General features: G+C 41.2%; 12 protein-coding genes. 3 read left to right on the top strand and 9 right to left on the bottom strand.

The genetic code is table 11. From position 1 onward, the window contains the following. The 3 genes from JIG37_RS02180 to JIG37_RS02170 form a co-directional block, all read right to left on the bottom strand. Positions 1 to 606: an SCP2 sterol-binding domain-containing protein gene (locus tag JIG37_RS02180; RefSeq protein ID WP_138599079.1), complete on the bottom strand. Its 606-nt coding sequence runs from the start codon at positions 604 to 606 to the stop codon at positions 1 to 3. Between the two features lie 28 nt (positions 607 to 634). Further along, positions 635 to 1,390, bottom strand: coding sequence for a bifunctional demethylmenaquinone methyltransferase/2-methoxy-6-polyprenyl-1,4-benzoquinol methylase UbiE (gene ubiE / locus JIG37_RS02175; protein WP_054552346.1), 756 nt, complete (start codon positions 1,388 to 1,390; stop codon positions 635 to 637). 121 nt (positions 1,391 to 1,511) lie between these two features. Next, positions 1,512 to 2,498 (bottom strand): GGDEF domain-containing protein, encoded by a 987-nt coding sequence (locus tag JIG37_RS02170; RefSeq protein ID WP_054552347.1) that lies wholly within the window; start codon positions 2,496 to 2,498, stop codon positions 1,512 to 1,514. A gap of 359 nt (positions 2,499 to 2,857) precedes the next feature. Between JIG37_RS02170 and JIG37_RS02165 the strand changes: the two genes are divergently transcribed. Then, complete coding sequence (locus JIG37_RS02165; protein ID WP_138599078.1) at positions 2,858 to 4,636, top strand: DUF885 domain-containing protein; 1,779 nt, start codon at positions 2,858 to 2,860, stop codon at positions 4,634 to 4,636. A gap of 114 nt (positions 4,637 to 4,750) precedes the next feature. Next, a complete protein-coding gene (locus tag JIG37_RS02160; protein WP_138599077.1) occupies positions 4,751 to 6,235 on the top strand; it encodes an FMN-binding glutamate synthase family protein in 1,485 nt (494 codons plus the stop codon). 56 nt (positions 6,236 to 6,291) lie between these two features. Here the strand turns inward: JIG37_RS02160 and mtnK are convergent, their stop codons facing one another. Continuing rightward, positions 6,292 to 7,509: an S-methyl-5-thioribose kinase gene (mtnK, locus tag JIG37_RS02155; RefSeq protein WP_138599076.1), complete on the bottom strand. Its 1,218-nt coding sequence runs from the start codon at positions 7,507 to 7,509 to the stop codon at positions 6,292 to 6,294. Between the two features lie 145 nt (positions 7,510 to 7,654). Here mtnK and mtnA point away from each other — a divergent pair, with 145 nt between their 5' ends. Next, positions 7,655 to 8,680: an S-methyl-5-thioribose-1-phosphate isomerase gene (mtnA, locus tag JIG37_RS02150; protein WP_199528608.1), complete on the top strand. Its 1,026-nt coding sequence runs from the start codon at positions 7,655 to 7,657 to the stop codon at positions 8,678 to 8,680. A gap of 4 nt (positions 8,681 to 8,684) precedes the next feature. Here mtnA and JIG37_RS02145 read toward each other — a convergent pair whose 3' ends face one another. From JIG37_RS02145 to JIG37_RS02125, 5 genes are all read right to left on the bottom strand, one after another. Beyond that, on the bottom strand, positions 8,685 to 10,847 hold the full coding sequence (locus JIG37_RS02145) for a winged helix-turn-helix domain-containing protein (RefSeq protein WP_138599074.1): 2,163 nt from the start codon (positions 10,845 to 10,847) through the stop codon (positions 8,685 to 8,687). A gap of 94 nt (positions 10,848 to 10,941) precedes the next feature. Beyond that, entirely contained in the window at positions 10,942 to 11,283 is a 342-nt protein-coding gene (locus JIG37_RS02140) for a gamma-glutamylcyclotransferase family protein (RefSeq protein WP_054552356.1), read from the bottom strand. A gap of 1 nt (position 11,284) precedes the next feature. Further along, the gene (locus JIG37_RS02135) at positions 11,285 to 11,827 is read right to left on the bottom strand and encodes an acireductone dioxygenase (RefSeq protein ID WP_199528606.1); all 543 of its coding nucleotides are present in this window, start codon (positions 11,825 to 11,827) and stop codon (positions 11,285 to 11,287) included. Continuing rightward, on the bottom strand, positions 11,824 to 12,510 hold the full coding sequence (gene mtnC, locus JIG37_RS02130; RefSeq protein ID WP_138599072.1) for an acireductone synthase: 687 nt from the start codon (positions 12,508 to 12,510) through the stop codon (positions 11,824 to 11,826). The genes JIG37_RS02135 and mtnC overlap by 4 nt, the downstream gene beginning before the upstream one ends. Then, positions 12,507 to 13,136: a methylthioribulose 1-phosphate dehydratase gene (locus tag JIG37_RS02125; protein WP_138599071.1), complete on the bottom strand. Its 630-nt coding sequence runs from the start codon at positions 13,134 to 13,136 to the stop codon at positions 12,507 to 12,509. The genes mtnC and JIG37_RS02125 overlap by 4 nt, the downstream gene beginning before the upstream one ends. Between the last annotated feature and the right edge of the window lie 94 nt (positions 13,137 to 13,230).

Genomic DNA, 13,230 nt, shown 5'->3' with positions numbered 1-13,230 from the left:
TTAGCGTGACTGTAACAGCGCGTTAATTCGCATCTCTAATTGAGATACTTGGCTTTTTAATTGGCGATTTTGCTGTTTAAATTCAGCAAGTTCAAGAGGATTTATGGTCACTGCTAACTCATCTTGGCAAAGCGTTGTTAAGGTATTTTCTAACTTGCTTCTCGTTTGTGAACCACGACGTTTTAAAGCTTGAATAGAGAGCCACAACTGTTGTGCTGGGGCATCGCCAATGTATCGAGAAAAATGTTCTGGCCAATCAATATCAAGCTCAGCAAACGCATTGCTAAAGCCTTGCGCAAGATTTAAATCGCCTTGTAAGTCGAGCTTGTCTTGGCGAATGAGTTGCGTGAGCATTGATGGATCTTTAAGCGCTAACAAGGTGTTGATATCGGCGCTGATCATGCAGTCAAAACTGCGTTCTTGCGTACTGTATAAGTGAATTTGCTCGTCGCTGTAAACGCACAAAATTGACTGTTGCCAATCACGTATCTCAATCAACAGCTGTTTATCAGCAATTGCTGCAAGCTTACCCTTTAAATGAGGGTCTAACTGCAGCAGTTGATTAATGATTCGTTCGACGAGTGATAACAGAGCGTTTGCTAACATCGCGTTACCTACTTAATTTACAGAGTTTTTAGTATTTAAAACCACGGTGAAGGGCAACAATACCGCCAGTAAGGTTTTGATAACTGGTTTGTTCAAAACCCGCATCTTCCATCATGCCTTTTAATGTTTCTTGATCTGGATGCATACGGATAGACTCAGCAAGGTATTGATAAGACTCGCTGTCATTCGCAACCAGCTCACCCATCTTAGGTAAGATATTAAATGAGTAGAAATCGTAAGCTTTGCTCAGTATTTCTTGTTCTGGTTTTGAGAACTCAAGCACAAGTAAACGACCGCCAGGCTTAAGAATACGATACATTGAGCGTAGAGCTTTATCTTTATCGGTCACGTTACGAAGACCAAAGGCAATCGTAATTAAGTCGAAGCTGTTGTCAGGAAATGGCAATGCTTCGGCATTCATTTGTACATATTCAATATTGCCAACACGACCAAGATTACGCAGTTTCTCGCGGCCAACTTTCAGCATTGAAGAGTTGATATCGCCTAAGATAACTTGGCCTGTTTCACCCACTAACTGACTAAATTTAGCGGTCAAATCGCCTGTACCGCCAGCAAGATCTAATACATAGTGACCTTTACGAACACCAGAACTTGCAATAGTTTGGCGTTTCCATAAACGATGAATACCGAACGACATTAGATCATTCATTACGTCATACTTTGCAGCGACTGAGTGGAATACATCTGCAACCATTGATGCTTTGTCGTTTTCAGCAACGGTTTTATAGCCAAAATGCGTGGTCTTTTCTTGATTCTCGTTCATGATTAATCTCTATCGTGGCAATAAAGACTAGTGTACTTGATTGTAGCTGTGGGGTGCAATTTGATTATAACTAAATCATCAGATTAGCATTGCTTTTCATGATTTAGCACAGGTTTAAACTTTACTGGCCGGCAATAAAACTACTTTGCCCAAGCGACTTGGCTTTCGCAGCTGCTAAAGAGGCTTTACGGGCTAAGCTGTTAAAGTCGCCATCGCCTTCATGTTTAGCGATACCTAGGGCTAAGGTAATAGCGGGGAGTTTGGTGCCATTTTTTGAGCTGACAAAGCGCAGCTTTTCGACACCATTTCGTACTTTTTCGGCTATTAAGTTGGCAGTTTCAGGCTCAATATCAGCAAGTAAGATGGTAAATTCATCTTTACTTGTGCGCCCAGGTAAGCCGCTTTCTTGTACGTATTTTTGCACCTGCTTGGCGACTTTATTTAAAATTACTTCACCAATCACATCACCATAGTTTTCAATAAAATGGTTTAAGTTCTCAATGTGAATAGAGATAGCACAAACCGCTTTATTTTGGCCGACCCAAAGTTGAGTTTGTTGATTTAAGTAATGGCGCTTGTATAAGCCGGTTTGTTGGTCGGTGATGTGTTGTTTGCGTAATTGAGTGAGCTGTTTTTGGGTTTTTTCTTGTAGTGATTTGGCTTTTGCTATTTCTTGCTTAAATTGACGATGCTGATTGAGCAGGACTTCAGATTGCTTACTGAGCATTTTTAATGCATGACGCGTTTGCTCAATATTGTTTTCATCAATTGAATGAACACATTCTGTGACTTGATCAGCAAAGCGCACAATATTTTGCTCGTTATTGTTAGCATTTCGCGAAAGGGTGTTAATTACTGAGTCAACGTTGCGAACAATGGCGGTTTTCATTTTATGCCCTTGCTCTATAAAATCGAAATAAAGCTGTTCTACATAGACACAATCGATGGTTTTTCTTTGTGCGATGGCACGGTCAATAGCGGCGTTAAGTTTAGGGTTAGACTGGCTGACGTAGGTGTAAACAACTTGGTAGTTAAGTGGTGACGGCGGTAATGCATGATGTTCTAAAAAGATACATACCTTTGTCATTTTTTCTTGAGCAATAGCCATGGGATCATGGAACATCATTTTTCAATACCACTAAATACGCATATCAACCAATTAATCATCTCTTCCGTAAGGTATAGCTGCTTCCAAGCATAAATACTGAGTCTACAGTAATCTGTAATCAGCCTATTTAAAAGCAAAATCGCTTACTTTGGAACTTAAATTTGTTTCGTTTGTGTCTATTAGCTGATTTTCTCAACAACTTTAACAAGTGTAATTAAAAATTGCTTAAACCTTGCTCATTCTTATTTATACACCGTTGTTAATTTGAGCGTATTTAACCTGAGCTTGGTCGCATTTGTTTGGGTTTTAGCCAGTGCTGCGCTACTTTAGCGATACTGATTAAAACTAAAAAGAATGCTATGAAACAAACACTGTCGCGAACTTTAAATCGTTCTGTTATTGCGGTTGCTTTAGCGTGTACTTTAAGCGCTTGCCAAGTAACAAATATTGATGCTGATCAGCAATTTACTCAAGTAGCCGAAAATATTGTTAATTATCGCCAAAGCATCAGCCCGTATGGTAAAGATAATGGCGTTGATGGTTATTTATTAGAAAATCTATCGGCTGAATTTTTAGAACAAAAATACCAAAAGAATACAGAGTTACTTGCCGAGCTAGACGCTATCGACCGTGATAAGTTATCGGAAGAAAATCGCATTAACCTGACTATTTTACGCGGCCAAGTGCAAAATAGTGTCGATGAATATGTGTTTAATGCGCACTATATGCCGCTGACATCTGAATATGGGTTCCATTCTAGCTTGTCATTTATGATCTCCAGCTCAGATTACACAAAACCACAAGATTACCAGCTATATCTCGCTAAATTACAGCAAATTCCTCGCTATTTTTCGCAAAATATTGGCTGGATGCGAAAGGGGCTTGAAGTGGGCCTAACCCAGCCAAAGGCTGTTTTAGAAGGTTATCAAGACTCAATCACGGCTTATATTGTTGATGATGCTACTAAGTCTGAATTCTACAAACCATTTTTAAATAACACGGCAGGCCTAAGTGATAGCGAGTTTGCAGCGCTACAAAAGCAAGCGCAAACCATTATCACAGAACAAGTTATTCCGGCATATCAAGGTTACTTAACCTTCTTTAACAATGAATATCAACCGGGTGCACGTACAGATATTGGTATTTCAAGTACGCCGAATGGCAAAGCGTTTTACGAAAATCGCGCTAAGTACTACACCACCACAGATATGACGCCAAAAGAAATCCATGAGCTGGGTTTACAAGAAGTCGCGCGTATTCGCGCAGAAATGGAAAAAATTATCGAGAAAGTAGGCTTTGAAGGCTCGTTTGCTGATTTTGTGCACTTTTTACGTACTGATCCGCAATTTTACGCAAAAACACCAAAAGATTTGCTAAAAGAAGCGTCTTACATTGCCAAGAAAATGGATGCGCAGTTACCTAAGTTATTCCACACCTTGCCAAGAATGCCGTACGGTGTTGCGCCAGTGCCAGAGAGCATTGCACCTAAATATACAACGGGTCGTTACTCAGGCTCTCGCCGTGATGACCAAGCAGGTTATTACTGGGTTAATACCTATGCGTTAGATAAGCGCCCGTTGTATGTACTTGAAGCATTAACTTTACACGAAGCAGTACCTGGGCATCATTTACAAATCTCGCTAAATGCTGAACTTGAGTCATTACCAAGTTATCGCCGTAATGCATATTTGTCGGCATTTGGTGAAGGTTGGGGCTTATATTCGGAGTTTTTAGGTATCGAAGCGGGCTTTTATCAAGACCCATACAGTGACTTTGGTCGTTTAACTTATGAGATGTGGCGAGCGGCACGTTTAGTGGTTGATACAGGTATGCATATGTATGGCTGGAGCCGCGAGCGTGCAATGAAGTTTATGAGCGAAAACACCGCGCTTTCATTGCATAATGTGAAGACAGAAACTGATCGTTATATCTCATGGCCTGCACAAGCGTTGTCATACAAAATTGGTGAGCTAACTATTAAACGTCTACGCCACGAAGCTGAGCAAGCACTTGGTGCAGATTTCGATATTCGCGAATTCCACCATCAAATATTGCGTCATGGCTCAGTGCCAATGTCAGTGCTTGAAGAGCAAATTCAACTTTATATTAAAGCTGAATTAGCAAAACGAGCAGCATAGCTGTATAGCAGTATAAAAGAAGAGGCGTGATTTACATCACGCCTTTTTGTTTATTGCACGTAATATAAACACCTTATATGCTTTGAAGGATGTCATTTCACAAAGGGGCCTTGGATGAGTGATTTTATAATTTTTAGTATCGATGTATTTGCCAGCTTGTTTATTTTTGCACTCGGTATAGGTTTGCTGGTGATTGTGTGCTTTTACATTAGTGATGTGACGCAATCTAAACAGGCGATTCGCCGTAATTACCCGGTGATCGGTCGCTTTCGTTATTTTTTTGAACGCCAAGGTGAATTCTTCCGACAATACTTTTTTGCCATGGATAGGGAAGAGCTACCATTTAATCGTGCTGAGCGAAGCTGGGTGTATCGTGCTGCGAAAAATGTTGACCGTACTACGGCCTTTGGTTCAACCCAAAGCCTTGATGCAACGGGCACTGTGATGTTTATGAACTGTGCGTTTCCGACTTTAGATGAAGATGCACTTGATCCAAGCGAAGTCACGTTAGGGCCTTATTGCCAAGCTCCTTATACAACAAACTCGTTATTTAATATTTCAGGTATGAGCTTTGGCGCATTATCTAAGCCCGCTGTTCGCGCATTATCGCGAGGGGCAAAATTAGCCGGCTGTTGGATGAATACCGGCGAAGGAGGGCTCAGCCCTTACCACCTTGAAGGTGGCGCCGATATTGTGTTTCAGATTGGCACGGCAAAATATGGTGTACGAGATGAGCACGGTAAATTAAGCACCGAAAAACTCAAAGCGATTGCTGAGCACGAACAAGTTAAAATGTTCGAAATTAAAATGAGTCAAGGTGCTAAACCCGGTAAAGGGGGTATGTTACCAGGGCGCAAAGTGACTGCTGAAATTGCAAAAATTCGGGGTATTCCTGAAGGGCATGACTCGATTAGTCCAAATGGTCACCCAGAGATTAAATGCCCAGCAGATTTACTCGATATGATTGAAACGGTACGCAGTACCACAGGTAAACCAACCGGTTTTAAAGCGGTTATTGGTGAATACACTTGGCTCGAAACCTTGTTTAGTGAAATAAATAACCGTGGTATTGAATCTGCCCCTGATTTTATCACTATTGATAGTGCCGACGGTGGAACGGGCGCTGCCCCTCAACCCTTGATGGATTCAGTTGGTTTACCGCTACGAGAGAGCCTGCCTTTGGTTGTTGACTTGCTAAAAAAACATGGTCTCAGAGAACGAGTGAAAGTGATTGCATCGGGTAAGCTAATCGTACCGTCAAAAGTGGCTTGGGCACTCGCGCTGGGTGCTGATTTTATTGTGTCGGCGCGTGGTCATATGTTTTCGTTAGGTTGTATTCAGGCTCTACAATGTAATAAAGATACCTGCCCGACCGGTATTACGACTCATAATGAACGCTTACAGCGGGGCCTAGATGTGACCGATAAGGCACAACGTGTCGCCAATTATAATAAGTTTATTCATTATGGTGCAGGGCTGATTGCTCATTCATGTGGTGTATCAAGTGCCCGCGAGTTAGCTCGCCAGCATGTGCGAGTGGTACAAGAAAATGGTTTATCAGAGCCGCTCGATAAAATGTATGAGCACTACAATAAATAATCTAGTTGAGTTGAATAATTAAAAGGCGCATTAAGCGCCTTTTTACTTTTTGACTATCAGTTTAATAAACTGATTAACAACGAAAAGAACTCGTCTTTATTGTTACAGCTTGTGGCATTGAGCATCAGTTGCTCGCCGAGTACGAGCGTTTGCTGTTGTACTGCTAAACGAGCTTGTGCATCTTCAATACCGTCTATATCTGCAACATGGGCTAAACCAATAGTACGGCGAATAAGTTCAGCGCCACAGTAGCCAATCGCATCACGCAATACGTGTTGTAAGTAATCTTCGCTAAAGGCGCGGTTTGCAAAGCTAATATCAGTTGCTTCCCTGCTTGCTAGGTTTAACCAATGTTGCTCAAATTGGCTATAACAGTCTTGTAAGCAAGTTAATAAATGGGTTTGATACTGACGGCGCTTTGCTTGCTCTGTAATACGGGCGTTTTGGGCACAGTAATTTAGTAGCAAGTTACCCATAAATGAGCCGATATCAAAGCCAACAGGGCCAAAAAAGCCGAACTCTGGGTCGATCATTTTAGTGGTTTTGCTATCAACAAAAATGCTGCCACTGTGCATATCGCCATGCAATAAAGTTTGCGGGCACGATAAAAATTTCGCTTTTAATTTAGCAGCGGCCAATTTTAAAGCATCATTATTACGAATACTTTCGACGTGCTCAGTAAGCTCTGCAGGGAAATTATTGCGCTCATGCTCAATGTACGGATCAGTGAAAAATAAGTCTTCTGTGATCTTACATAAATCAGGGTTAATAAATTGACTGACTTTGGCTTTTTTATCTTCAGCAGATAAGTAAAAATCTGAGTTATAAAAGCCTGTTCGGCTTAAGTAGAGCGCAACATGACTTGCCAATAAGGGAAATTGCTCTGCGTTGATTTGTGCGCCACGTAAAATTTGTAACTCACCTAAATCTTCTAACACGGTTAATGCCAGCTCTACATTGTGATGCAATATCGCCACGGTATGCTCTGGGCATAACTTACCATGATTAATCAATACTTCGGCTTCGATTCTGGCGCGGTCTAACGATAATGGCCATGACTCACCTACGCAGCGGGCATAAGGGAGTGCTTGCTTTAGAATTACACTGTTGTTGTGCTGATCAGCAACCCGAAAAACTAAGTTTAAGTTTCCATCTCCAAACTCGTATGCAGTCAGTGCTGCATCAGCAGGGAAGACTGAAATTAGTTCACTTTTAACAAGTTCTTTAATGTAATCAACAGCATGCTCTGCATTAAAGGCAGTGTATTTAGCCATGGCTCTATCTCGTAATACAATTAACTTTGAGCATTCTATACCTGTAACCGTTTAGATGTCCATACATCTAGCTTGTTAGTTATCAAAACTGATGTAAAATAACTATTCACATAAATTAGTTATTCATTAGTTATTCGGATTCAGTATGCAAGATCTCATCGCCAGCAGTATTAAATATCAGCAAGGTACGCTAACCGTGCTTGATCAGTATTTGTTACCACATCAACAGCATTGGCATGTATGTAACGATGTTGAAACGATGAAAGATTTGATTCTGACTTTGAAAATCCGGGGAGCGCCTTTAATTGGCTTAGGTGCTAGCTTATTGGTTGCACACCTAGCCGAGCAGGGCATGAGTCAATCAGCACTTGCGGTTGCTATAGATGAACTAGAAGCAACACGCCCAACCGCCGTTAACCTTATGCACTGCATGGCCAAGTTACGCGTAGCGCTTGTAGAGACTGATTATGTTGCAGCTGTTGCCTCTACTGCTGAGCAGTTATTTAAAGAAGATATTGCCCTTTGCGATAGCATGGCAGAACGTGGTGCTGCCTTGGTTGATAAAGGTGATAACATTTTAACGCACTGTAATACCGGTGCGTTAGCGACTGCGGGTGTCGGTACTGCATTAGGGGTTATTCATAAAGCGCAGCAACGCCACGGTGATATTCATGTTTGGGTTGATGAAACGAGACCGCTACTGCAAGGCGGCCGCTTAACGGCTTTTGAGCTTGAGCGCTGGGAAATTCCTTATACCTTGATTTGCGATAACATGGCGGCGAGTTTAATGGCTGCGGGCAAAGTAGATAAAATCTTTGTAGGTGCAGACCGTATTGCTGCAAACGGTGACTTTGCTAATAAGGTAGGTACATATAACCTTGCTGTGTTAGCGCATTTCCATAACATTCCATTTTATGTCGTTGCGCCACTTACGACACTTGATACACAAACGGCGTGTGGTGCGAATATCGAAATTGAGCAACGCAGCCCTAATGAAGTGCGCGGTGTTAGTGGCAGTTTTGGCGAAGCAATATGGGCACCAACTAACGCGAAGGTTTATAACCCGGCATTTGATGTTACACCGGCTAGCCTAGTCACAGGCTGGGTGCTCGATAGCGGCGTTTATAACCAATCTGATATCGAGCAAGGTATTCTAAAGCAATTAAAATAGAAAATTACTCAGCACTTTTTTTAGTGTAGAGCTCAATGCTATTTTGACTATTTGCGGTTAGTAACGAAATCGCCAGCTTGTCATTACTCGCATTGATATGCGTTATATAGTGTAAGGGCCGCATTTTCATTGCTAGATCAACATTTTGTATGTTTGCCAAGTCAATACTATAAATTTCATTATTTGTGGCAATATATAAGCTGTGATGGTTGCTTGTCATAGTGATAATTGAAGGCTTTAGCTCTATTAGTTTGTCAGGAGTTATCAGCTCACTATAAGTATTGCTGTCACTATCTAAAAGCAAATATTTTCCGTATTTAGAATGGACGATTAGCTGATTATCATCATACCAAGCAATTGCCAATGGGGTGTCGATGGTGCTTTTGACAACCTGATCGCTGTTGGTGTGCAAAATCATTAGTTGGTTTTGCTGGTTACTAAGCTCGGTAAAGATTACTGCAATTTTATTACCTCTGACTGCTGCTAGTTTGCTGTTTCCTGGTAGTGTCCAGTGTTTAACTTCTGAAAAGTCATTGGCATTTAATAAGCTTAGCTTTTGATTGCTTTTATTAAAACTCACCAGCTGACTGCTGTCGTTATTTGCAGAAATAATGGTGGTATCTTCACCAATTTTGTCGGTTATATCTATATATTGGTTGTTTTTTCTGAGCCAGTGCTGTCGTTTATAGTATTCAAGATCAGCGAAGTAGACATCATTATTAGTTAGGGCGACCAAATCACCTTCATGCTTATTAGCTGTGGCAATATAGCTCATTTGTTTTGATTTTATGTCAAATATAGCCGCATCACTGTCGTGTAAATCAGTGCTGATCAGTACACTTTGTTTATTAAGAGGGTAAGCGTAATTTGCTCGTTTTACTGGGGCTTTAATGGCTTGTCCCCGACTCATGGTATCAAATGAAAATGATTCAATAGTTAATTTACCGCGGTTATACCAAACAAGCGAGTTAGTTTGTTTATCATAAGTTGCAGCCCAAGCTCGGTATTCGTTGGTGGTTAAAAGTTTGAGTGAGCTACCGTCTAAATTCGCTATATAAATTTCTGCTTGGCCAACATTGTGGCGTTCAAAAATAACACGGTTGGGGTTTTTAAGTGTTGTTAAAATATAATCGCCAGTGCCAGTAATATTAGGTGATGTAATGCGAATTTCTTCACCGGTCTTTAAGTCTTGCGCATACAGAGCAGATAGGTGAGTTAAGCCACGGTAATTATTACGTCTTGTAATTGCCGTATTACCAATTTCAATGTACTGATCTGGTGTGATATTTAATATAGATTGATTTGTAACTGGCTTTAGTAATACTTCATTTGATAGCAAATTGCTTGCTTGCCAAGCACTACAATCATTGAAGTCACTGTTTTCACATGAACTATAAAATAGCCGCTCGCCATCTTCAGACCAGCCCTGTAAAAAGACAGCGCCAGATGTAATTGAGTACTCTTTTTTTGTCGTTAAGTCGACAACATAAATATGCTGATTGTCATTTTGCAGCACATAGGCAAGCTGCGTTTTGTCGTGATTTAGCAATAATTGATAGTGAGTGCCCTTATGCCATGAAATCGTTTCGGCTTGCAGGTCTAAAAATGGCGCTTCGTTTTGTGCTTCATCATTTACTTTAGGTTGCTGTAAGAACAACCAAATAGCCGCAATCAATAAACCAAGCGCTAAGGCCGCAAAAGACCATGGCCAGCGTGAAGAATGCGCTTTTTGCACGTTAAGGGGAGTTGTATTAACTGGAGTTTCAGCTTCTTTATGTTCTGTGTTTTTATCTTCTGTTATTTGTGGGTCTGAAATGGGGGTGGGCTCAAGAGGCTTAACTTTAATAAATAGGCTATAACCTTTGCGGTAATGGGTTTTAATAGTTTGCCCGGGCTGCTTTTCTGATTTGAGAGTTTTTCTTAGTTCAGAGATGGCACGGTTAATAGCATTGTCATCAACAAAACTTTGTTGCCAAATATTCTCAACCAGCTCTTGGCGAGTGATAATGCGATCATTATGCTCAATAAAGAAACACAGCAATTTAAACAATAAAGGTTCTAGTTCACGCTTATGAGTGCCATCGCTGATGGTTTGCTGCTGAGTGTTAAATTGCCACTCACCCACATAAATAACGGTATCGCGTAAGGGTGAAAATGCCGACCCCATGTTTAGTCCTTTAACTAAAAAATATTAATTTTGATAGGGAAGATAATAACAGCTTTTGTTCTTGATTTGGGTCTTTTTGTTTTATATTTGTAAATTAAAGGCTGTTTTTTGCAACATATAGCCAAGCTTGGTTGTTACATTGGAATGTTTCTGCGATTCGTTGATAATCATCTACTTCGTAAGCATCAGCCTGATTGAGCTCACGTTTAGTGATTAAATAAATAGTGCCATTAACAATATCACTTTGTTTGCCTGTTTTGATTAACGCCGGGTGAAAACGTTGACCACTACTTTTAAGCACGGCTTCGTCGGTGATCTCGACTTCACCAATGACATACCCAGTTAGCGTAGCAGGTTGACCTTCGAGCAAACGCCCAAAGGTATCAAGCTGAACCTGCGGGTACTGTAAGGTACCGTACGAGAATAGCTTTTCCATGTTAATCCAGCAGCGGGAAGTTGGTAGCAATAGTTGACTCAGTGCTTTTAGCGACCCAACCTTCGGTATTATTGAATAAGCGAATTGCTGTGAATTCAGGGTCGCTGCCCATATCAAACCAATGTGGTGTGAGTTCTGGTACTGAAATTAGGTCGCCTTGTTGGCAAAGCACTTGATACACTTTGTCGCCTAAGTGTAAGCAGAATAAACCTTGGCCTTTCACAAAAAAACGAACTTCATCTTCGCTATGTGTATGTTCAAATAAGAACTTACTGCGTAGTTCGCTGGCATTTGGACTTCCCTTAGCAAGCGAAATAACGTCCACTGTTTGATAACCCCCTTCAGCCTTAAGGCGCTCTATATCGTTAGCATAGGCAGTTAAAATAGCGTCATGGCTGGTATCTTGGTCAATCTGTGCTGTTGCTTGCCATTGCTCCAAGCGAACGCCAACCGCATTCAGCTCACTGGCAATCGCGCTTAAGTCTTCACTATGAAACAGTATGTTGTTTGCGTTGTTATCATTAAAAATAGTTAATTGGCTCATGCTAAAAGCTCCGCACTAAATGCTGTGAAATCGTTAATGTATGGGTGAGCGTCGCTTACTGCTTGTCCATCGCGAACAAGGTGTAAAGTGCCAAGGCCTGCAGCTTTGGCAGCATCAAGCTCTGCCACCACATCGCTTAAAAACAATACTTCGGCAGCGTCAAATGGCAGCTCGGCAATAATATTTTCATAAGAGCTCTGCTGTTGTTTTGCGCCAACTTTAGTGTCGAAGTAATCACTAAATAAAGGTCTAACATCACCATAATCAGAAAACTCAAAAATCAGGTGCTGGGCTTTTACTGAGCCTGATGAGTAGACATATAAACTTTTACCAGCATGTTTTTGGGCTTGTAAAAAGTCATAAGCGTCAGGGTAAAGGTGGCCAGTAAAATCACCACTTTCGTAGCCCGTTTGCCAAATTAAGCCTTGCAACTGCTTGAGTGGGGTAATTTTTTGATCAGTTTCAATCCAATGAATTAAATGACTAATAACCGTGTCGATATCGGCTTCGGGTTGTTCAATGTGTGCTTTAACGGCCTCAATTTGGGCTGCAACTTCTGGGTCTGTTTGATGTGATTTTACAAACTCAGGTAATTGCCCTGCCGCGTAAGGAAATAATACGTCTTTAACAAATGAGATGCGGGTAATAGTGCCTTCAATATCAGTTAAAATTGCTTTGATCATGGCTGAACTCCAGCTTGAATACCTTCTAGTTTTAGGCGCTCAAGCTCACAGCTAAATAGAAACTCTAACCCTTCTAAATGACGAAGTACTTCTTTGATATCTCGACCAACGACATATAAACCATGGCCACGAATTAATACGGCATGCTCAATAGGGGTGTGAAGGTGATGATCACTGACTAGTAAGCTTAAACGGTCAATGTCTTGGTCATTATCAAAAATGGGAATAGTTAAGGTATCTAAGTGCGATTTGATACCGCTTAAAGATTTTTGCATTTCGTAGCCATGCAAATTGATAGCGTGGCCTTTGATCACACGAGATAACACGGTTGCCGCAACAGAATGAGTGTGCAAAACAAATTTAGCTAACGGGATAAGCTTATACATATTCAAATGTAGCTCAGTTTCAGCTGATGGATTGCCAGAGCCTTTAGTACGATTGCCTTCATGATCAAATTCAATAAATGCATGAGTGCCGAGTTGACCTTTATCGAAACCACTTGCTGTGACGACATAACCGCTTGCAGTGCGGGCTGAAAAGTTACCACCAGTAGCAGGGACCCAGCCACGTTGGCTTACCCATTTACCAGCTTCAATTAGTTCTGAAATAGCGGTATTGTTATGCATATATTCCTCGACATTCTAAAAGTTATTTAGACGGCTATACATCTGTTTTAAGCAATGATAGCATCGCTTCGGGCGCAAAACCATCTTTAAGGAA

It is taken from the genome of Pseudoalteromonas sp. bablab_jr010 (genome assembly GCF_016464105.1).
Classification (GTDB): domain Bacteria; phylum Pseudomonadota; class Gammaproteobacteria; order Enterobacterales; family Alteromonadaceae; genus Pseudoalteromonas; species Pseudoalteromonas simplex.
This window is presented reverse-complemented; position numbering and strand designations above follow the sequence as displayed.

Bases quoted from the DNA above. Each gene is read 5' to 3' on its own strand.
- JIG37_RS02135 (WP_199528606.1), bottom strand. From the start codon at position 11,827: ATGAGCCAATTAACTATTTTTAATGATAACAACGCAAACAACATACTG.
- mtnC (WP_138599072.1), bottom strand. From the start codon at position 12,510: ATGATCAAAGCAATTTTAACTGATATTGAAGGCACTATTACCCGCATC.
- ubiE (WP_054552346.1), bottom strand. From the start codon at position 1,390: ATGAACGAGAATCAAGAAAAGACCACGCATTTTGGCTATAAAACCGTT.
- JIG37_RS02165 (WP_138599078.1), top strand. From the start codon at position 2,858: ATGAAACAAACACTGTCGCGAACTTTAAATCGTTCTGTTATTGCGGTT.
- JIG37_RS02160 (WP_138599077.1), top strand. From the start codon at position 4,751: ATGAGTGATTTTATAATTTTTAGTATCGATGTATTTGCCAGCTTGTTT.
- mtnA (WP_199528608.1), top strand. From the start codon at position 7,655: ATGCAAGATCTCATCGCCAGCAGTATTAAATATCAGCAAGGTACGCTA.
- mtnK (WP_138599076.1), bottom strand. From the start codon at position 7,509: ATGGCTAAATACACTGCCTTTAATGCAGAGCATGCTGTTGATTACATT.
- JIG37_RS02145 (WP_138599074.1), bottom strand. From the start codon at position 10,847: ATGGGGTCGGCATTTTCACCCTTACGCGATACCGTTATTTATGTGGGT.
- JIG37_RS02180 (WP_138599079.1), bottom strand. From the start codon at position 606: ATGTTAGCAAACGCTCTGTTATCACTCGTCGAACGAATCATTAATCAA.
- JIG37_RS02125 (WP_138599071.1), bottom strand. From the start codon at position 13,136: ATGCATAACAATACCGCTATTTCAGAACTAATTGAAGCTGGTAAATGG.
- JIG37_RS02170 (WP_054552347.1), bottom strand. From the start codon at position 2,498: ATGGCTATTGCTCAAGAAAAAATGACAAAGGTATGTATCTTTTTAGAA.
- JIG37_RS02140 (WP_054552356.1), bottom strand. From the start codon at position 11,283: ATGGAAAAGCTATTCTCGTACGGTACCTTACAGTACCCGCAGGTTCAG.